This is a genomic window from Streptomyces sp. NPDC033180 (genome assembly GCF_055577645.1).
Map to the genome: position 1 here is coordinate 269,694 of NZ_JBVIPU010000005.1, position 18,690 is coordinate 288,383.

At 69.1% G+C, this 18,690-nt stretch carries 19 protein-coding genes; 8 read left to right on the plus strand and 11 right to left on the minus strand.

Annotated features, from left to right (window positions below):
• The first annotated feature begins 48 nt into the window (after positions 1–48).
• The gene (locus ACZ5WE_RS17755) at positions 49–342 is read left to right on the plus strand and encodes a hypothetical protein (protein ID WP_467688955.1); all 294 of its coding nucleotides are present in this window, start codon (positions 49–51) and stop codon (positions 340–342) included.
• 74 nt (positions 343–416) lie between these two features.
• On the opposite strand, the gene sodN is transcribed toward ACZ5WE_RS17755, so the two are convergent.
• Positions 417–812, minus strand: coding sequence for a superoxide dismutase, Ni (gene sodN / locus ACZ5WE_RS17760; protein WP_190081992.1), 396 nt, complete (start codon positions 810–812; stop codon positions 417–419).
• A 144-nt stretch (positions 813–956) separates the two neighbouring features.
• Here sodN and sodX point away from each other — a divergent pair, with 144 nt between their 5' ends.
• The gene (gene sodX / locus ACZ5WE_RS17765; RefSeq protein ID WP_467688957.1) at positions 957–1,397 is read left to right on the plus strand and encodes a nickel-type superoxide dismutase maturation protease; all 441 of its coding nucleotides are present in this window, start codon (positions 957–959) and stop codon (positions 1,395–1,397) included.
• Here sodX and ACZ5WE_RS17770 read toward each other — a convergent pair.
• Positions 1,301–1,930, minus strand: coding sequence for a CGNR zinc finger domain-containing protein (locus ACZ5WE_RS17770; protein ID WP_467688959.1), 630 nt, complete (start codon positions 1,928–1,930; stop codon positions 1,301–1,303). The genes sodX and ACZ5WE_RS17770 overlap by 97 nt on opposite strands.
• A 104-nt stretch (positions 1,931–2,034) precedes the next feature.
• Between ACZ5WE_RS17770 and ACZ5WE_RS17775 the strand changes: the two genes are divergently transcribed.
• Positions 2,035–2,796 carry a class I SAM-dependent methyltransferase gene (locus ACZ5WE_RS17775; RefSeq protein ID WP_467688961.1) on the plus strand — a complete coding sequence of 254 codons (762 nt, stop codon included), beginning with the start codon at positions 2,035–2,037 and terminating at the stop codon, positions 2,794–2,796.
• Between the two features lie 59 nt (positions 2,797–2,855).
• Here ACZ5WE_RS17775 and ACZ5WE_RS17780 read toward each other — a convergent pair whose 3' ends face one another.
• The 3 genes from ACZ5WE_RS17780 to ACZ5WE_RS17790 are packed head-to-tail and all read right to left on the minus strand — an operon-like array spanning position 2,856 to position 5,553.
• Positions 2,856–3,608 (minus strand): amino acid ABC transporter ATP-binding protein, encoded by a 753-nt coding sequence (locus tag ACZ5WE_RS17780; protein WP_467689219.1) that lies wholly within the window; start codon positions 3,606–3,608, stop codon positions 2,856–2,858.
• Positions 3,609–3,616: 8 nt separating this feature from the next.
• Entirely contained in the window at positions 3,617–4,555 is a 939-nt protein-coding gene (locus tag ACZ5WE_RS17785) for an amino acid ABC transporter permease (protein WP_467688963.1), read from the minus strand.
• 35 nt (positions 4,556–4,590) lie between these two features.
• Positions 4,591–5,553 carry an ABC transporter substrate-binding protein gene (locus tag ACZ5WE_RS17790; RefSeq protein ID WP_467688965.1) on the minus strand — a complete coding sequence of 321 codons (963 nt, stop codon included), beginning with the start codon at positions 5,551–5,553 and terminating at the stop codon, positions 4,591–4,593.
• Positions 5,554–6,092: 539 nt separating this feature from the next.
• On the opposite strand from ACZ5WE_RS17790, the gene ACZ5WE_RS17795 reads away from it, so the two are divergent.
• From ACZ5WE_RS17795 to ACZ5WE_RS17810, 4 genes are all read left to right on the plus strand, one after another.
• Positions 6,093–7,307, plus strand: coding sequence for an NAD(P)-dependent malic enzyme (locus ACZ5WE_RS17795; RefSeq protein ID WP_249587807.1), 1,215 nt, complete (start codon positions 6,093–6,095; stop codon positions 7,305–7,307).
• 193 nt (positions 7,308–7,500) lie between these two features.
• Entirely contained in the window at positions 7,501–8,466 is a 966-nt protein-coding gene (locus tag ACZ5WE_RS17800) for a zinc-binding dehydrogenase (protein ID WP_467688967.1), read from the plus strand.
• A 55-nt stretch (positions 8,467–8,521) separates the two neighbouring features.
• Positions 8,522–8,731, plus strand: a complete 210-nt coding sequence (locus ACZ5WE_RS17805) for a helix-turn-helix domain-containing protein (protein ID WP_160507185.1) — start codon at positions 8,522–8,524, stop codon at positions 8,729–8,731.
• Positions 8,731–9,300: a Clp protease N-terminal domain-containing protein gene (locus ACZ5WE_RS17810; RefSeq protein WP_467688969.1), complete on the plus strand. Its 570-nt coding sequence runs from the start codon at positions 8,731–8,733 to the stop codon at positions 9,298–9,300. Before ACZ5WE_RS17805 ends, ACZ5WE_RS17810 begins: the two co-directional genes overlap by 1 nt.
• 66 nt (positions 9,301–9,366) lie before the next feature.
• On the opposite strand, the gene ACZ5WE_RS17815 is transcribed toward ACZ5WE_RS17810, so the two are convergent.
• Entirely contained in the window at positions 9,367–10,476 is a 1,110-nt protein-coding gene (locus ACZ5WE_RS17815; protein WP_467688970.1) for a PadR family transcriptional regulator, read from the minus strand.
• Between the two features lies 1 nt (position 10,477).
• Complete coding sequence (locus ACZ5WE_RS17820; RefSeq protein WP_467688972.1) at positions 10,478–11,386, minus strand: DUF4097 family beta strand repeat-containing protein; 909 nt, start codon at positions 11,384–11,386, stop codon at positions 10,478–10,480.
• Positions 11,387–11,594: 208 nt separating this feature from the next.
• Between ACZ5WE_RS17820 and ACZ5WE_RS17825 the strand changes: the two genes are divergently transcribed.
• Positions 11,595–12,434, plus strand: a complete 840-nt coding sequence (locus ACZ5WE_RS17825) for a hypothetical protein (RefSeq protein WP_467688973.1) — start codon at positions 11,595–11,597, stop codon at positions 12,432–12,434.
• 4 nt (positions 12,435–12,438) lie between these two features.
• Here ACZ5WE_RS17825 and ACZ5WE_RS17830 read toward each other — a convergent pair whose 3' ends face one another.
• The 4 genes from ACZ5WE_RS17830 to ACZ5WE_RS17845 all read right to left on the minus strand — a co-directional run bounded on the left by ACZ5WE_RS17830 (position 12,439) and on the right by ACZ5WE_RS17845 (position 18,682).
• The gene (locus ACZ5WE_RS17830) at positions 12,439–12,621 is read right to left on the minus strand and encodes a DUF6104 family protein (protein WP_003961784.1); all 183 of its coding nucleotides are present in this window, start codon (positions 12,619–12,621) and stop codon (positions 12,439–12,441) included.
• Positions 12,622–12,779: 158 nt separating this feature from the next.
• Positions 12,780–16,583 carry a multifunctional oxoglutarate decarboxylase/oxoglutarate dehydrogenase thiamine pyrophosphate-binding subunit/dihydrolipoyllysine-residue succinyltransferase subunit gene (locus ACZ5WE_RS17835; RefSeq protein ID WP_467688975.1) on the minus strand — a complete coding sequence of 1,268 codons (3,804 nt, stop codon included), beginning with the start codon at positions 16,581–16,583 and terminating at the stop codon, positions 12,780–12,782.
• A gap of 259 nt (positions 16,584–16,842) precedes the next feature.
• Positions 16,843–17,928: a sensor histidine kinase gene (locus tag ACZ5WE_RS17840; RefSeq protein ID WP_399394861.1), complete on the minus strand. Its 1,086-nt coding sequence runs from the start codon at positions 17,926–17,928 to the stop codon at positions 16,843–16,845.
• Between the two features lie 13 nt (positions 17,929–17,941).
• Positions 17,942–18,682, minus strand: a complete 741-nt coding sequence (locus tag ACZ5WE_RS17845) for a response regulator transcription factor (protein ID WP_055555160.1) — start codon at positions 18,680–18,682, stop codon at positions 17,942–17,944.
• Positions 18,683–18,690: the final 8 nt, after the last annotated feature.

Sequence of the window (18,690 nt, forward strand, 5' to 3'; positions counted from 1 at the left end):
GCGGGGCGGCGCGGTCGGCGAGACCCTGGAAGGGAGGAAGTGAGTGCCATGAGAGTCATGCTCAGAGCGCGTCTGGACACCCAGATCTCGAACGAGGCGATCAAGAACGGAACGCTGCCGAAGCTGATGCAGTCGGTGACGGAACAGCTCAAGCCGGAGGCGGCGTACTTCGGCCCCTGCGACGGCGGCCGCACCGCCACCTTCGTCTTCGACATGCAGGACAGCTCGGAGATGCCGTCCATCGCCGAGCCGTTCTTCCTGGAGCTTGGCGCCGAGGTCGAGATCTACCCCGTGATGAATGCGGAGGACCTGCGCAAAGGCCTTGCGGCGCTGCAGGGCTGATCGGGGGGCGGAACGCCGAAAGCACCCGGCTCCGCGCGGATGCCGGGTGCTTTCAGCTGACGTGACGCGAAGGCTCAGGCCTTCTTGGTCTCCCAGAAGATCTTGTCGATCTGGGCGATGTAGTCCAGCGCCTTCTGGCCCGTGGCCGGGTCGGACGAGCCCTTGGCGGCCGAGAGGGCCTTGAGGGTGTCGTTGACCAGCTGGTGCAGCTCCGGGTACTTCTCGAAGTGCGGGGGCTTGAAGTAGTCGCTCCAGAGCACCGAGACGTGGTGCTTGGCGAGCTCCGCGCGCTGCTCCTTGATGCCGATGGCGCGCGTCTGGAACTGCGCGTCGTCGTTGCCGGCCATCTTCTCCTGGACGGCCTTGACCGACTCGGCCTCGATGCGGGCCTGGGCCGGGTCGTACACGCCGCAGGGGAGGTCGCAGTGGGCGCTGACCTTTACCTTGGGGGCAAACAGGCGGGAAAGCATGCAGCGGTCCTTCCTCGTGATCGTCTTCTCAGGTGGGACATTACTCCGTGAGAGACGGGTTTTCGCGAGTGCCCCCATGGGCTTAGGACAAAAGTCCAGGGTCAGACTGGGACTCGTGGAGGATAGGACCGGGGAGGTGCGGTGATGCCGGAGCTGCCGCAGGAGAGCGAACACAGAAGGGCCATCCTGCCGTTGGGCGCGGCCGAGGTGACCGGCCCTTCGATGGTGCCCACGCTCTACCACGGGGACCGCCTGGTGGTGCAGTGGGGCGCGCGGGTCCGAGCGGGTGACGTGGTGGTGCTCCGCCATCCGTTCCAGCAGGACCTGTTGGTCGTCAAGCGCGCCGCCGAGCGGCGCGATGGCGGCTGGTGGGTGCTCGGGGACAACACGTACGCGGGAGGGGACAGCACGGACTACGGCACGGTGCCCGAGGAACTCGTCCTGGGGAAGGTGTGGTTCCGCTACCGCCCGCCCCAGCTGAGGCCCGGTCAGCGCTCGCCGTTCAGCCTGCTGCGCTGGGCCGTGTCGGCCGCGCGGCCCGTGCTGGCCGACCGCTCCGTCTCCAGGCGCTTGCGGGCGCGGTAGGCGGCGACATTGGCGCGGGTCGCGCAGCGGTCCGAGCAGTAGCGTCGGGAGCGGTTCGTCGACGTGTCGAGGTAGGCGTTGCGGCAGGGCGCTGCCTCGCACAGGCCGAGGCGGTCGACCCCGTGCTCGGTGAGGTGGAAGGCGAGGCCCATCGCGGCGATCGCGGCGTACCCGGAGGTGGCGTTCGAGGGGTGGTCCGCGAGGTGCATGTGCCACAACGGGTTGCCGTCGTCGTCGCGGTGGTCGTGGCCCGAGATCTGCGGGCTGACCGGGAACTCCATGAGCAGTGAGTTCAGCAGGTCCACCGCGAGGGTCTCGTCCCCGCCGTCGGCCGCCTCGAAGACCGCCCTGAGCCTGGCCCGCACCGAACGGAAGCGGGTGACATCGGAGTCCGTGGCGCGACGTGCCGCCTGCGAACTGCCTCCGAACAGCTCACGGACCGCATCGACCGACGTCAGCGTGTCCTTGTTGCGACCCGGCTCCTCGCTGTTGACCAGACGTACGGCGTAGTCCGAGTAATAGGCCAGTTCCACTTGTAGTCCTTACCGGGGCGGGCTATCTTCGTCAGGTGCGTGAGTAACAGTTGCGCGCGCTTCTAGGGTATTACGAGAGCGTATTACGTACGGGAGGGCTTCTCATGACGGAAACGGTGGCCACAGCCGACTGGCGTGCCTGGCAGGACAGCTGGGACCGGCAGCAGGAGTGGTATCTGCCGGACCGAGAGGAGCGGTTCAGGGTCATGCTGGACATGGTCGAGGCCGTCGTCGGCGCCGAGCCGCGCGTCCTCGACCTCGCGTGCGGTACGGGGAGTATTACGGACCGGCTGCTCAAGAGGTTCCCGAACGCGGTCAGTACGGGCGTCGACCTCGACCCCGCGCTCCTGGCCATCGCCGAGGGCACCTTCGCCGGGGACGACCGCGTCACGTTCGTGACAGCGGACCTCAAGGACCCCGAGTGGACGGCGCAGCTCCCGTACGACGCGTACGACGCCGTCCTCACCGCCACCGCCCTGCACTGGCTGCACAGCGAGCCCCTCACCACCCTCTACGGGCAGATCGCGGGCATCGTGCGCGACGGCGGCGTCTTCATGAACGCCGACCACATGCCCGACCCGGCGACGCCCCGCCTGAACGACGCCGACCGGGCCCAGCGGCACGCCCGCATGGAAGCGGCCAAGGCCGAGGGCGCCGTGGACTGGCGGGAATGGTGGGAGCTCGCCGCCAAGGACCCGGTGCTCGCCGGGCCCACCGCCAAGCGCTTCGAGATCTACGGCGAGCACGCGGACGGCGACACGCCCCCGCCCGAGTGGCACGCGCGCACGCTGCGCGACGCGGGCTTCGGCGAGGCGCGGACGGTGTGGTCCTCGCCTTCGGACGCGATGGTGCTCGGCCTCAAGTAGGGGGTACGCAAAGGGCGGTACGGATCCGGGATCCGTACCGCCCTCTGCGTGAGCAGGAGTTACAGCACCTTGGAGAGGAACGACTGCGTCCGCTCGTGCTGCGGATTCGTCAGGACCTCGCGCGGGTGGCCGGACTCGACCACGACGCCCTCGTCCATGAAGACGAGGCTGTCGCCGACCTCGCGCGCGAAGCCCATCTCGTGCGTGACGACGATCATCGTCATGCCGGACTCCGCGAGGTCGCGCATGACGTCGAGCACGTCACCGACCAGCTCCGGGTCGAGCGCCGACGTCGGCTCGTCGAAGAGCATCAGCTTCGGGTCCATCGCCAACGCACGGGCGATGGCCACGCGCTGCTGCTGGCCGCCCGAGAGCTGCGACGGGTAGTTCTTCGCCTTGTCCGCGAGGCCGACGCGCTCCAGGAGCTGACCGGCGCGCGCCTTCGCCGCTGCCTTCGTCTCGCCCTTGACCTGGACCGGCGCCTCCATGACGTTCTCGAGGGCCGTCATGTGCGGGAAGAGGTTGAAGCGCTGGAAGACCATGCCGATGTCCCGGCGCTTGAGGGCGACTTCGCTGTCCTTGAGCTCGTACAGCTTGTCTCCCTTCTGCCGGTAGCCGACCAGCTCGCCGTCGACGTAGAGCCGCCCGGCGTTGATCTTCTCCAGGTGGTTGATGCAGCGCAGGAACGTCGACTTGCCGGAGCCCGACGGGCCGATGAGGCAGAAGACCTCACCCGACTTGACCTCCAGGTCGATGCCCTTGAGGACCTCGACGTTGCCGAAGGACTTGTGGACGCCCTCGGACTTCACCATGGCGGTGGTCATGAGCTCGCCCCCGAACGGTTGCCGAGCGACAGCATGTTGGCCTTGATCTTCTGGAAGGGAGTGGCCGGCAAGGAGCGCGACGAACCGCGGGCGTAGTAGCGCTCCAGGTAGAACTGGCCGACGCTGAGGATCGACGTCATGATCAGGTACCAGCAGGCGGCGAGCAGCAGGGTCTCCACCGTGGCGCCGGACGAGGTGCCGATGTCCTGGGCGTACTTCAGGAGCTCGTAGTACTGGACCGCCGCGACCAGCGAGGTCGTCTTCAGCATGTTGATGACTTCGTTGCCCGTCGGCGGCACGACCACGCGCATCGCCTGCGGAAGCACGACACGGCGCAGCGTCTTGCCGTGGCTCATGCCGAGCGCGTGCGAGGCCTCGGTCTGGCCCTCGTCGACCGAGAGCAGACCGGCGCGGCAGATCTCCGCCATGTACGCGGCCTCGTTGAGACCGAGGCCGAGCAGCGCCGTCAGGAACGGCGTCATGAAGTCCGACCACTCGTCCTTGTAGACGGGGCCGAGGTTCACGTAGTCGAAGACGAAGCCGAGGTTGAACCAGACGAAGAGCTGCACCAGGACCGGCGTACCGCGGAAGAACCAGATGTAGAACCAGGCGATCGAGGACGTCACCGGGTTCTTCGACATCCGCATCACGGAGAGGACGATGCCGCCGACCACGCCGATGAGCATCGACAGGAAGGTCAGGATCAGCGTCTCGCGGACGCCCCTGAGGATGCGGTCGTCGAAGAAGTTGTCAGGAATCGCGTCCCAGTTGATGTCGCCCTGGGAGAACGCGTAGACGATCGCGGCGAGCGCACCGATGGCGGCGACCGCGGCGACATACCGGCCGTAGTGGCGCACCGGGATGGCCTTGATGGCCTCGGGGTGGGAGGACGGGGGTGTGTCCTCAGGCCCCTTCTTGGAGATGTCCGTAGTCACGGGAATGGCCTTTCAGCGGCGAGACGGTTACGCGGTCACTTGCCGCCGTTGATCTGGGCTTCCTTGACCGCGCCGTCCTCGACGCCCCACTTCGAGATGATCTTCTCGTACTCGCCGTTCTTGATGATCGCGTCGAGCGCGGCCTTGATCGCGTCACGCAGCTCGGGGTTCTTCTTCGAGATCGCGATGCCGTACGGCGCGGCCTCGACCTGCTCGCCGACCAGCTCGAAGTCCTTGCCGCCGCCCGAGGTCTTCACCGCGTACGCCGCGACCGGGAAGTCCGAGGAGCCCGCGTCCGCGCCGCCGGAGCGCAGTCGCGTCTGGGCCTGCTGGTCGTTGTCGAAGGACTCGATGGCGATCTTCTTGCCGCCCTTGCACTTCTTCGACTCGGCCTTGGCCAGGTCGTGCGAGACGGTGCCGCGCTGGACGACGATCTTCTTGCCGCAGAGGTCGGCCCAGGTCTTGATCCCCTGGTCCTCGCCCTTCTTGGTGTAGATCGAGACGCCCGCGGTGAAGTAGTCGACGAAGTCGACGCCGTCGCCGATCTTCTTGCCGGTCTCCTCGTCGACGCCTTCCTGGCGGTTCTTGGTGTCGGTCATGGCCGACATCGCGAGGTCGTAGCGCTTGGAGCGCAGACCGCCGAGCAGGGTGTCGAAGGTGCCGTTGTCGAACTGGAACTCCACGCCGAGCTGCTTGCCGAGGGCTGCGCCGAGGTCGGGGTCGATGCCGACGGTCTTGCCGGACTTGTCCTTGAACTCGACGGGCGGGTAGGCGATGTCCGAACCGACCTTGATGACGCCGCCGTCCCGGATGTCCTTGGGGAGCTTGTCGGCGAGCGGTGCGTTGCTCACCTTCTCGCCGCCCTCGTCCTTGCTCTTGGTCTGGTCACCGCAGCCGGTCAGCAGCAGCGCGCCGGCGACCGCGATCGCGCCGACCGTGGCCATCCGGGACTTCGCGGACTTACCGGCGGTGGTACGACAAATGGAGCGTGCGGTCATGAGGGTCCTCCGGCGGATGAGGGAGTTGCCGAGCGGTCGTGCACACACCTTCGGGTGTCGCGACCTCGTGTGATGACGGCATCTTGCCATTCGGACCGTCCGATTCTGGGTGCCAGAGATGTCAAAATCGGATAACGGGTGACCGGGGTACCCAGACAGGCCGGGACAACAGGGCCGTACCGCCCGGGAACGAAGTACCGCCATTTGAGATCTTCAGTGAATCTCGGGTGAATCTCGCGATGCGGACCGGCGGCGTGCGCTCGACGGAGAATTCGGGCATCGGCCCGCACCCGCTCTTGTGGGACCACTACAACCACCGCGGGTGCCTCACGTAACCAATCCCACTCGCCCATGGCAAGGACCGTCAGGTAGAAAGGTGCGTTACACCCCTCATCCGGGGCCCAGGGCGCGTGTGCGGCGCGCTCGCGTGTCTGTACCTCCCTCCGCCGACAGGCGGGGAACAGACGCGGTGCCCGCCCACTTCTCAACCAGGAGTGGACACCCTCAACTGATGATTTAAGACTTAAGGGGTAAGACAAGTGGCAGCGGAGATCGTCAATCCTCGCAGCGACAGCAGTACGGGTCACGAAGGCGCTGAAGAGCCCTTCGATCCGGCGTTCGCGCTGCACCGTGGCGGCAAGATGGCCGTGCAGGCCACTGTGCCGGTGCGGGACAAGGACGACCTGTCCCTGGCGTACACGCCCGGCGTCGCGAAAGTGTGCACCGCGATCGCCGAGCAGCCGGAGCTGGTGAACGACTACACATGGAAGTCGAACGTCGTGGCCGTGGTCACCGACGGTACGGCCGTCCTCGGCCTCGGTGACATCGGTCCCGAGGCATCCCTCCCCGTGATGGAGGGCAAGGCCATTCTGTTCAAGCAGTTCGGCGGCGTGGACGCGGTCCCGATCGCGCTCGCGACGACGGACGCGGACGAGATCGTCGAGACGGTGGTGCGCATGGCGCCGTCCTTCGGTGGTGTGAACCTCGAGGACATCTCGGCGCCGCGCTGCTTCGAGATCGAGCGCAAGCTCCAGGAGCGGCTCGACATTCCGGTCTTCCACGACGACCAGCACGGCACGGCGGTCGTGACGCTCGCCGCGCTGCGCAACGCGGCGCGACTGACCGGGCGCACGCTCGGTGAGCTGCGTGCCGTGATCTCCGGCGCCGGTGCGGCCGGTGTCGCCATCGCCAAGTTCCTGCTCGAAGCGGGCCTCGGCGATGTGGCGGTCGCGGACCGCAAGGGCGTCGTGAGCCGGGACCGGGACGACCTCACCCCGGTCAAGCGTGAGCTCGCGGAGATCACCAACAAGGCAGGGCTCAGCGGTTCGCTGGAGAGCGCCCTCGCGGGTGCGGACGTGTTCATCGGCGTCTCGGGCGGCACCGTCCCCGAGCCCGCGGTCGCCTCCATGGCGCCGAACTCGTTCGTGTTCGCCATGGCCAACCCGAACCCCGAGGTGCACCCGGACATCGCCCACAAGTACGCGGCTGTCGTCGCGACGGGGCGTTCGGACTACCCGAACCAGATCAACAACGTGCTCGCCTTCCCCGGCATCTTCGCGGGCGCGCTGCAGGTGCGGGCCTCGCGGATCACCGAGACGATGAAGATCGCCGCGGCGGAGGCGCTGGCCGGCGTGGTGGGCGATGAGCTCTCCGCCGACTACGTGATCCCCTCGCCGTTCGACGAGCGGGTCGCCCCGGCGGTCACCGCGGCTGTTGCGGCGGCCGCTCGTGCGGAGGGCGTGGCTCGCCGCTGATCTCCGGGCCCCGTCACGTTGTGGCGGGGCCCATGCTTTTCCGCCCGCCCACCCGTTTCAGTCTCTTGAACGGGTGGGCGTCTCTCCTCTCGGGCGCTCGCCGTCGGCGTCTGACGGCATGTGGTCGGGTGCGGGGTGTGTCACAGAGGCATCCGGTTACGTACAGGTAGGCCGCGCGCCTATCGTCACCCTCATGTTCGCTGCCTACGCCGCCCGCATCGACCGTGACCAGCCGCTCAATGGCCTTGAGTTGGGGGAGCGACCCGCCCCCGAGGCCAGGCCCGGCTGGTCGACCGTGAACGTCCGGGCCGCCTCTCTCAACCACCACGATCTGTGGTCCCTGCGCGGAGTCGGCCTCCCCGAGGCCAGGCTGCCGATGATCCTCGGCTGTGACGCCGCGGGGATCGACGAGCACGGCAACGAGGTCGTCCTGCACTCCGTCATCGGCCAGACCGGGTACGGGGTCGACGCGGGCGAAGGCCGCTCGATCCTCACCGAGAAGTACCAGGGGACGTTCGCCGAGCAGGTGTCCGTCCCCACGTGGAACGTGCTGCCGAAGCCGAAGGAGCTGTCGTTCGCGGAGGCGGCCTGCCTGCCGACCGCGTGGCTCACCGCGTACCGCATGCTCTTCACCAATGCCGGGGTGCGCCCCGGGGATTCGGTCCTCGTCCAGGGTGCGGGCGGCGGCGTCGCGACGGCCGCGATCGTGCTCGGCAAGGCGGCGGGGCTCCGGGTCTTCGCCACCAGCCGCGACGAGGCCAAGCGGAAGCGGGCCCTGGAGCTGGGCGCGGTGGAGGCCGTCGAGACCGGGGCGCGGCTGCCGGAGCGGGTGGACGCCGTCATCGAGACGGTGGGGGCGGCGACGTGGTCGCACTCCGTCAAGTCCCTCAAGCCGGGCGGCACTCTGGTGATCTCGGGTGCGACCAGCGGTGACAGGCCCTCGCACGCGGAGCTGACCCGGGTCTTCTTCCTGGAGCTGAAGATCGTCGGTTCGACGATGGGGTCCAAGGACGAACTGGAGGACCTGCTGTCCTTCTGCGCGGCCACCGGAGTGCGCCCCATCATCGACGAGGTGCTGCCGCTGGACCGGGCGCGTGAGGGCTTCGAGCGCGTGGAGTCCGGCGACCTGTTCGGGAAGATCGTGCTCGAAGTCGGATGACCTTGAGCGTCAACTTTGATTGACATCTACCTCTTGTCAACGTAAGTTGACATGCATGACCGAAGCTACGGATCTCGCCGAGCGTGCGGGTGATCGTGACCCACGAGTCGGACTGCGGGCCGTCTCCGCGCTGCGGAGGCTGGTGGAGCAGTTGGAGGCCGTGCAGGTGCGCAGTGCGCGTCAGCAGGGCTGGTCGTGGCAGGGGATCGCCGCGGAGCTCGGAGTGAGCAGGCAGGCCGTGCACAAGAAGTACGGGAGGCAGTGATGTTCGAGCGCTTCACGAAGGACGCCCGCGCCGTGGTCAAGGGCGCGGTCGAGCATGCCGAGGGCGAGGGTGCGGCCTCCGTCGACGACGGGCACATGCTCCTCGCGCTGCTCGACCGCGAGGCCAGCCGGGCGTCCTTCGCCCTGGCCTCGCTCGGGGCCGTGCGCCGCCGTGACTCGATCAAGGGTGCGCTGGGCGAGGCACGGCGCCGCGGCGGCCTCTCACAGGCTGACACGGAGGCGCTGGCCGAACTCGGCATCGACGTGTCCGAGATCGTCTCCCGGGTCGAAGAGACCCACGGCGTGGGCGCGTTGGCGGGTGGCCGGACGGCCGGGCGCCCGGGGCGGGGCCGGGGCTGGAGCGGGCACCCGCCGTTCACCCGCGAGGCCAAGGACACCCTGGAGAAGTCCCTGCGCATCGCCACCGCGCGCCGGGACCGGCACATCGGTGACGAGCACATCCTGTTCGCCCTGACCGTCCGCCCCGGCCCCGTCAGCGAAGTCCTCGCGGACCATGGCGTGACCCATGAGTCGGTGGAGCGGGTGCTGTACGGCGAAGGCGCCGCGTAGCCCGACGGGGCTGCGGCCTGGGTGGCTGGCGTGGCCTGCCTGGGCGGCCCGCGTGGGCCGCCCAGGTCAGCCCTTCGGTGTGCGCAGGGTCGCGGCGATGTGGGCCGCAGCCGACGACAAGTGGCGGCGGGCGTCGCGCAGTTGATCCTCCGTCACGCCGTGGTCCCGGGCCGCGTCACGAATGTCGTCACGGAAGCGGTCAAGCAGCCGGTCCAGGTCACGTGCCGGATTGCCGGTGGTGTCCTCCTGGGCCCACTCCGGGACGTACTCCGTGGGGACCACGTCCTCGGGGGCCGACGTGAACTTGGGCTCCTCGGCGGTGGATCGCGGCCCCTTGCGGCCGAAGTCCTTGCCCAGGTCCTTGCCGAACTCGCCGAACTCCTTGGCCAGTTCCGTCAGCCCTTCGCGGACCCCCGTCGGCCAGTCGCCCCGCGTGAAGTGGTCCTGCACCTGGTCCTGGACGCGCCGTGCGATGCGCTGCACCTCTTCCTGCGCCTGGGCACGCGCGGTCTCCTGCGCGTCCTGGGCCTGGCGCCGGGCACGCTGGGCGTCCTCGCGTGCCCTGCGGGTCTCGTCCTTCGCCCGCCGGGCCTGCTCCTTCCACTCCTGCTTGGCGCGCTTGAACTCCTCCTTCGCCTGCCGCCAGCCATCCTTGTCACCCCAGGAACCGTCGAAGAAGTCCGACGGGTCGGGGAAGGGCTTGCCGGAGCCGGAGCCGGAGCCGGAGCCGGAGCCGGGGCTCTTGCCCTCGGTGCCGGCGCTCCTGCCCTCGGGCCCGCCGCCGGACGCGCGCGCCTCCCTGGCCGCCGCCCGCATCTCACGGCGGAGCTCGCCGGCCGCGCCCCGCACGCCGTCACGGATCTCGGCCGCGAGCTCGGCGACGGAATCGCGGATCTCCAGCTCCAGATCGGCCAGCTCACCGCTGCGGTCGGCCAGTTCGGCGCGGCCGGCGTCCGTGATGGCGTACACCTTGCGGCCGCCCTCTGTGGTGTGCGTGACCAGGCCCTCAGCCTCCAGCTTCGCCAAGCGCGGGTAGACCGTCCCGGCCGAGGGCGCGTACAGCCCCTGGAAGCGCTCCTCCAGGAGGCGGATCACCTCGTAGCCGTGGCGCGGCGCCTCGTCGAGGAGCTTGAGCAGGTACAGGCGCAGTCGGCCGTGGGCGAACACGGGGGCCATGTCAGAGCACCTTCTTGTCGGTCGGGGCGTCGTCGGCAGGGGGAGCGTCCGTCGGGTCCGTTGGGGGCACAGTCGGCGGGACCTCGTCGGACGGGTCCTCCTCCGCCGGTGGCCTGCGCAGCAGTGCGATGGACCCCGATACCGTCGTCGCCTTGAGCTTTCCGCTGCCCGAGCCCAGGCGGCCGGTGATCTTCTTCGCCCCCCACTGGCCGCTGACCCGCAGATCCTCGAACGCGTTGGACACCGAACCGCTCGCGGTGTTCGCTTCGACGTCCGCGTCCGTCGGATGGGGCAGCCGTATCGCGATCTCGCCCGAGACGCTCGTCAGGCCGATGTCGGTCGGGGCGCCCGCGGGGTCGAGGTCCACGATCATCGAGCCGCTCACCGAATCGGCCCGAACGGAGGAGCCCGCGCCCTCGAAGACGGTCAGGTCCCCGGAGACCGAGTTGAACCGGAGGTCGCCGGTGATGCCCTGTGCCTCCAGGCTGCCCGAGACCGTGTCGGCGCGCACCCGGCCCGAGAGGCCGACGAGGGTCGTGTCGCCGGTGACGCCCTTGACCTCGGTACTCCCCTCGATGCCCGAGACCACAGCGCCCGCCCCGACCACGCCCACCTCGACGCGGGTGCCCGCGGGGACGGCCAGGGAGACCACGGCACTGCGTCGCCAGCCCTTGCGGTCGAGCCACTTGAGGAAGCCCTTCCAGGGCAGGTCGTCGTACGCGACGGTCAGGGTGCCGTCGGCCTGCGTGACGGTCAGGGGTGGCCCCTCGATCTCGGAGACCTCGAGCCGGGCGGAAACTTCGTCGGTGCCCACGACGTTCACTGTTCCGTTGACGACGCGCACATGGAGGGTCTTCACGGGGGCGTCGAACGTGAGCTTCTGGGGCTCGGCGACGGACCACTCTGACATCGGGCTGACCTCCTCGGGCGGGCTGGGTGGCGCGATGGACGGCGACGACGGCGATGAACAGGGGGCCCGCAAGCCCAACCCATCAGCATCAGCACCCCATCACGCGCCATATCGCGTCTCTGAGATACACGATATATCGTGGTTACGGAAAGTCAAGACACCATCGCGTCTCTGCGCTAAATAAGGTGATTTGACCTAGCGTGGGGCCATGTCGTCCGAAGCTTTCGAGCACGCCACCGCCGGTGCGCTGCTGCTCTGCCGGGCCGAACCCGACGTGGTCGAGCCCGCCGCCCGCCTCTTGCGCGAACAGATGCTGCTCGCTCCGGCGGGCCGCGAGTGGAGCGTGCTGGTGCCTGAGGGAAAGCCCTGGGTGCACGGTGACGAACCGGTGGACCGGGTGCTCACCGGCTGGGCCACCGCGCTCGCCGTGGGGTCGAACTGGCCGGTGCTCGCGCTGTGGTGGGACGCCGACCGCTCGGGCTGCACCCTCGCGGCGGGCTTCCGGCGCACCGTCGAGTACGTGTGGCTGGCGAACGGGACGCCCGTCGGTGAGGACGAGGCCCTGCGCACCTTCGCCGCGCGCCTCGGCCTCGACCCCGTCCTGGACATGCAGTCCCTGGAGGCCCTGGGGCGCCCCGACCCAGAGTCCGACGCCCGCGCGCGACTGCTGGGACTGCTCGCTGTCCTCACGCGGGCAGGGGTGAAGCTTCCGTCCGGCCTCGGCCCCGGGGAGCCCGCCGACCGGCTGCGCGCCGTGGCACGGGTGATGCCGGGGGTGCGGGAGATCGAGTGGTCCGGGTGGCGGGAGGCGGTGCGGGCGGAGCTCGACGTGGTCGAGCGTGGCCCCTTCGGACCCTGGCTGCGGGGCCCCCGGGCCCGCGCGCTGGCCGTGGCGCAGATGACCGCCGGGCTGCCGCTCCTGGCGTGGGCCGCGCGGCGACGCAGCGGAGGATGGGCCGTGGCGGGGGCGCTCCTGCTGGTGCACGGCTCCCTGGGGCTCGCGTACGACAGGGTGCGGGCGGCCGACGCCGGGTCCGGGTGGGCCTGAAGCCCTACTCGTCCTCGTCCTCGTCGTCCAGACGGGCAAGCCACGTCGCCAGGCGCTCGACCGGGACCTCGAAGTCCGGGTTGAGGTCCACGAAGGTGCGGAGCTGCTCGGCGAGCCACTCGAAGGTGACTTCCTCCTCGCCGCGCCGCTTCTCCAGCTCCTCGATGCCACGGTCGGTGAAGTACAAGACAGGCTCCGCGATTCAGGAACGACGACGAACGACAACAGACGAGCGGTGTGCTCAGGACATTCAGGATAAGCCGATACGCCGGTGGGCCCGGCCCCGGGTGACTGGCACTCGGGACCGGGCCCACCGGCGTACGGACTGTTCAGGCAAACGCCTGCCTACGCCTCGAAGACCTCGCGCAGCAGCTGCTCCTGCTCCTGCTCGTGGCGCTTCTTCGAGCCGACCGCCGGGGACGAGCCGTGCGGCCGCGAGATGCGGCGCAGGCGCTCGCCGTGCGGGATGTCCGCGCCGACCGCCAGGTCCAGGTGGTCGATGAGGTTGAGGGCGATGAAGGGCCACGCGCCCTGGTTCGCCGGCTCCTCCTGCGCCCACAGGTACTTCTCGGCGTTCGGGTACTTGGCGATCTCCGCCTGGAGCTCGGCACCCGGCAGCGGGTACAGACGCTCGATGCGGATGATCGCGGTGCCCGTGTCGCCGCGCTTCTTCCGCTCGGCCTCGAGGTCGTAGTACAGCTTGCCGGCGCAGAAGACGACCTTGCGGACCGCCGACGCGTCGACCGTGTCGTCGCCGATGACCGGGCGGAAGCCACCCGTGGTGAACTCCTCCGTCTTCGAGGCCGCCGCCTTGAGGCGCAGCATCGACTTCGGGGTGAAGACCACCAGCGGCTTGTGGTGCGGGTTGTGCACCTGCCACCGCAGGAGGTGGAAGTAGTTCGACGGGAGGGTCGGCATCGCGACCGTCATGTTGTTCTGCGCGCACAGCTGGAGGAAGCGCTCGATGCGGGCGGAACTGTGGTCCGGTCCCTGGCCCTCGTAGCCGTGCGGAAGGAGCAGCGTGACGCCGGAGTGCTGGTTCCACTTCTGCTCGGCGGCCGAGATGTACTCGTCCACCACCGTCTGCGCGCCGTTGACGAAGTCACCGAACTGCGCTTCCCACATGACGAGGGACTCGGGACGGGCCAGCGAGTAGCCGTACTCGAAGCCCATCACCGCGTACTCGGAGAGCAGTGAGTCGTAGACGTTGTAGCGGGCCTGGTCCTCGGAGAGGTACAGGAGCGGCGTGAAGTCCTCGCCCGTCTCACGGTCGATGAGGACCGCGTGACGCTGACCGAACGTGCCACGACGCGAGTCCTGGCCCGACAGACGGACCGGCGTGCCCTCCAGGAGCAGCGAGCCGATGGCGAGGGTCTCGCCCATGCCCCAGTCGATCGTGCCTTCCTCGACCATCGACATGCGGCGCTGCAGCTGCGGCAGCAGACGCGGGTGGACGGTGACCCGGTCGGGGATGTTGACCTGGGACTCGGCGATCCGCTTGACGACTTCCTGGGTGATCGAGGTGTCGACGTTCACCGGGAACTCGGCCTCCGGGGCCGGGACCTCGGCCTCGGCGGGCTGCGAGATGGCCTCGCGGACCTCCGTGAAGACCTTCTCCAGCTGCCCCTGGAAGTCCTGCAGGGCCTGCTCGGCCTCTTCCAGGGTGATGTCGCCGCGACCGATGAGGGACTCGGTGTAGAGCTTGCGCACCGAGCGCTTCTTGTCGATCAGGTCGTACATCAGCGGCTGCGTGAACGCCGGGTTGTCCGACTCGTTGTGACCGCGGCGGCGGTAGCAGATGAGGTCGATCACGACGTCCTTGTTGAACGCCTGGCGGAACTCGAAGGCGAGCCGCGCGATGCGCACGACGGCCTCGGGGTCGTCGCCGTTCACGTGGAAGATCGGCGCCTCGATCATGCGGGCCACGTCCGTGGCGTACATGGAGGAGCGCGACGACTCCGGGGCGGCGGTGAAGCCGACCTGGTTGTTGATGACGATGTGGACCGTGCCGCCCGTGCGGTAGCCGCGCAGCTGCGACATGTTGAGCGTCTCGGCGACCACACCCTGGCCCGCGAAGGCCGCGTCACCGTGCAGGGCGACGGGCAGGACCGTGAAGTCCGTGCCGCCCTTGTTGATGACGTCCTGCTTGGCGCGGGTGATGCCCTCGATGATCGGGTCGACCGTCTCCAGGTGGGACGGGTTCGCCGCGAGCGAGACCTTGATCTGCTCGCCGTCCAGGCCGGTGAAGGTGCCCTCGGCGCCCAGGTGGTACTTCACGTCGCCGGAGCCGTGCATGGACTTGGGGTCCATGTTGCCCTCGAACTCGCGGAAGATCTGGGCGTACGACTTGCCCACGATGTTCGCGAGGACGTTCAGGCGGCCGCGGTGGGCCATGCCGATGACGACCTCGTCCAGGCGGGACTCCGCGGCGCTGTCGATGACGGCGTCCAGCAGCGGGATGACGGACTCGCCGCCCTCCAGGGAGAAGCGCTTCTGGCCGACGTACTTCGTCTGCAGGAACGTCTCGAAGGCCTCGGCGGCGTTCAGCCTGCGCAGGATGCGCAGCTGCTCCTCGCGCTCCGGCTTCGACGCGTGCGTGCGCTCGATGCGGTCCTGGAGCCACTTGCGCTGCTTCGGGTCCTGGATGTGCATGAACTCGATGCCGGTGGTGCGGCAGTACGAGTCGCGCAGGACGCCGAGGACGTCGCGCAGCTTCATCATCGACTTGCCGGCGAAGCCGCCGACCGCGAACTCCCGCTCCAGGTCCCACAGGGTGAGGCCGTGCTCGGTGATGTCCAGGTCGGGGTGCTTGCGCTGCTTGTACTCCAGCGGGTCCGTGTCGGCCATGACGTGGCCGCGGACGCGGTAGGAGTGGATCAGCTCGAAGACGCGGGCGGCCTTCGTGACGTCGTCGTCGTGCGAGGCGTCGATGTCCTTGAGCCAGCGGACCGGCTCGTAGGGAATGCGAAGGGCCTTGAAGATCTCGTCGTAGAACTCCTGCTCGCCGAGGAGGAGGTTCGCGACGATGCGCAGGAACTCGCCGGATGCGGCGCCCTGGATCACCCGGTGGTCGTAGGTCGACGTGAGCGTCATGACCTTCGAGATGCCGAGCTTGTTCAGGGTGTCCTGGGAGGTGCCCTGGAACTCCGCGGGGTAGTCCATCGAGCCGACGCCCATGATGACCGACTGTCCGGGCATCAGGCGGGGGACCGAGTGGACGGTGCCGAGGCCGCCGGGGTTGGTCAGCGAGACCGTGACGCCGGTGAAGTCGTCCATGCCGAGCTTGCCGTCGCGTGCGCGGCGGACGATGTCCTCGTAGGCCTGCCAGAACTCGAAGAAGTTCAGCGTTTCGGCCTTCTTGATGCCCGCGACGACCAGCTGGCGGTCGCCGTTCGGCTTCACGAGGTCGATGGCGAGGCCGAAGTTCACGTGCTCCGGCTTGACCAGCGTGGGCTTGCCGTCCTTCTGCACGAAGGAGTAGTTCATCGACGGCATGGCCTTGATGGCCTGCACCATCGCGTACCCGATGAGGTGCGTGAAGGAGATCTTCCCGCCGCGGGCGCGCTTGAGGTGGTTGTTGATGACGATGCGGTTGTCGAAGAGCAGCTTCACCGGGACCGCGCGGACCGACGTCGCCGTCGGGACCTCCACGGAGGCGTTCATGTTCTTCGCAACGGCGGCGGCGGGGCCGCGCAGCGTCACGTACTCGGGCCCTGCCGGAGCCTCCGTCGCGGGCTCCGCCTTGGCGGCGGGCTTCGCGGCCGCGGCCGCGGGCTTGGCGGCGGGGGCCGGAGCGGCCGCCGCGGGCTTCGCAGCCGGAGCTGCGGGCGCGACAGACGCGGGCTTCGCGGGAGCAGCCGCAGCGGCGGCGGGTGCGGCAGGAGCTGCGGGGGACGTGGTGGCCGCAGCCCCCGCGGCTGCGTCACCCGCCGGCTTGGCCGGGGCGGCGGCAGGTGAGGCGCCCGCTCCTGGCTTGTAGTCGGCGAAGAAGTCCCACCAGGCTCGGTCGACCGAATTCGGGTCCTGGAGGTACTGCTGATAGATCTCGTCGACGAGCCACTCATTGGGACCGAAGGCAGCAGCAGGGTCCTTGCCCTGACCGTCTTGGTCGGTCGAGATGCTCGAGCTACTGGGGGACTGTGACGACACGGCGGTAACCGCCCTCTTCCGCTTCACAAGGTGATGGACAGCGGGAATCAAGGCTACGCCTCCATTGCCGCCAGTTGCAGACCGGCCCCGTCATCCGTCGCGTAAGTCACATTGGGCGGATGGTTTCGGCGGCTTGAATGGCGGGAAACAAGCGAGGTTCCGGAACGCAGGATGGCCGCGCGGGCCGTGCCCTGCGCGGTGGCGTCACCCGGGCGCGCTTCCGATGCGCCCGCGAATCGCTTCCGTTTCGAACCCTACGTCAACTTCGCACTTCGGGCAGGCCCGGAAGAGTGACCTGGATGCGGCAGCCGCGAGGGGATTCAGCCACACCGATGTGCCCGCCGTGCAGATCGACCGCCCAGCGCGCGATGGCGAGCCCGAGCCCGGTGCCGCCGTCGCTGCCGGGGCCCGACGGAGGCGTGTTGGCGTGGCTGCCGCGGTTGAAGCGCTCGAAGACCCGGTGCCACTCCGACTTCGGGATGCCGGGGCCCTCGTCCAGGACCTCCAGGTCCAGGGACTCGGGGTAGAGGCCGCGCCGGGCGCGCACGGTGACGCGGCCGTGCGGCGGGCTGTGCTTGACCGCGTTGTCGATGAGGTTGGCCACGACCTGGTGCAGCCGCTCCGCGTCCGCGTGCGCGGTCAGCTCGGGCGGCGTGACGTCCAGGTGCAGATGCACGTCCGTACGCGTGTGGCTGCCGGAGCCCGACGCGATGCCCGCGCGCGCGGAGGCCACCATGTTGGCCTCCTTCAGGACGCCCGACAGATAGGGCCACACCTCGAAGCGGCGGGCGTGCAGCGGTACGACGCCGTTGTCCAGGCGGGAGAGGTCGAGCAGCGTCTCCACAAGACGCCCGAGCCGCTCCGTCTGCTTCAGGGCCGTACGCATGGTCTCCGGGTCGGCGGCGGAGACTCCGTCGACGACGTTCTCCAGGACCGCGCGCAGCGCCGCGATGGGGGTGCGCAGCTCGTGCGAGACGTTGGCGACCAGTTCCTTGCGCTGCTGGTCCTGGGCCTCCAGGTCGTCCGCCATGCGGTTGATCGTGGTGGCCACGTCGCCCAGCTCGTCGCGGCGGTCGGCGCCGCGCACCCGGCGCGTGTAGTCGCCGTGCGAGACGGCGCGCGCCACGGAGTTCATCTCGTCCAGGGGCGCGGTGAGGCTGTGCGCCACGAACTGCGTGATCAGCAGCGTGGCGATCACCGAGAAGACGGTGATGAAGCGCAGCTCCGTCTCCGTTTTCATCGCCACCATCAGCAGACCCGTGGTGATGAAGACCGAGACGACCACCAGGGTGCCGAGCTTGGTCTTGATGGAGAACGGCCGCAGCCCGCCGAAGGGACCTGTCATCGGAACGGTCACCTCAGGGGGTCGGGGTCTCCAGGGCGTACCCGACGCCGTGCACCGTACGGATCCGTTCGGCGCCGATCTTCCGGCGCAGCGCCTTGATGTGGCTGTCGACGGTCCGGGTGCCGGACGCGTCCGCCCAGTCCCACACCTCGGCGAGCAGCTGCTCGCGGGAGAGGACCGCACGCGGGGTGTTGGCCAGGCAGACCAGGAGGTCGAACTCCGTAGGCGTCAGGTGCACGTCCTCGCTGCGGACCCTGACGCGCCGCTGAGCGTGGTCGATCTCCAGCTCGCCGAGCCGCAGGATGCCGCTGCGCGGGGTGGTGGCGGCCAGGGCGGCCCGCTCGACCCTGCGCAGCAGGACGTGCACGCGGGCCGCGAGCTCCCGCATGGAGAACGGCTTGGTCATGTAGTCGTCGGCGCCGACGCCGAGCCCGACCAGCATGTCCGTCTCGTCGTCGCGTGCCGTCAGCATGAGGACCGGAACCGGCCGCTGGGCCTGCACCCGACGGCACACTTCCAGGCCATCGAAGCCCGGCAGCATGATGTCCAGGATCAGCAGATCGGGCTGCCAGGCCTGCGCGGTGTCGACCGCCGACGGGCCGTCTCCCGCCGTTTGCACTACGAAACCCTCGGCGCGTAGCCGGGCGGCGATGGCGTCGACGATCGTCGGGTCGTCCTCGACCACCAGAACCCGGCGCTGGGCGCCGGGCATCGCCGCCGTCGCGCCGTTGTGGGAGGTGTGTGTCTGCTCCATCGCCCGCC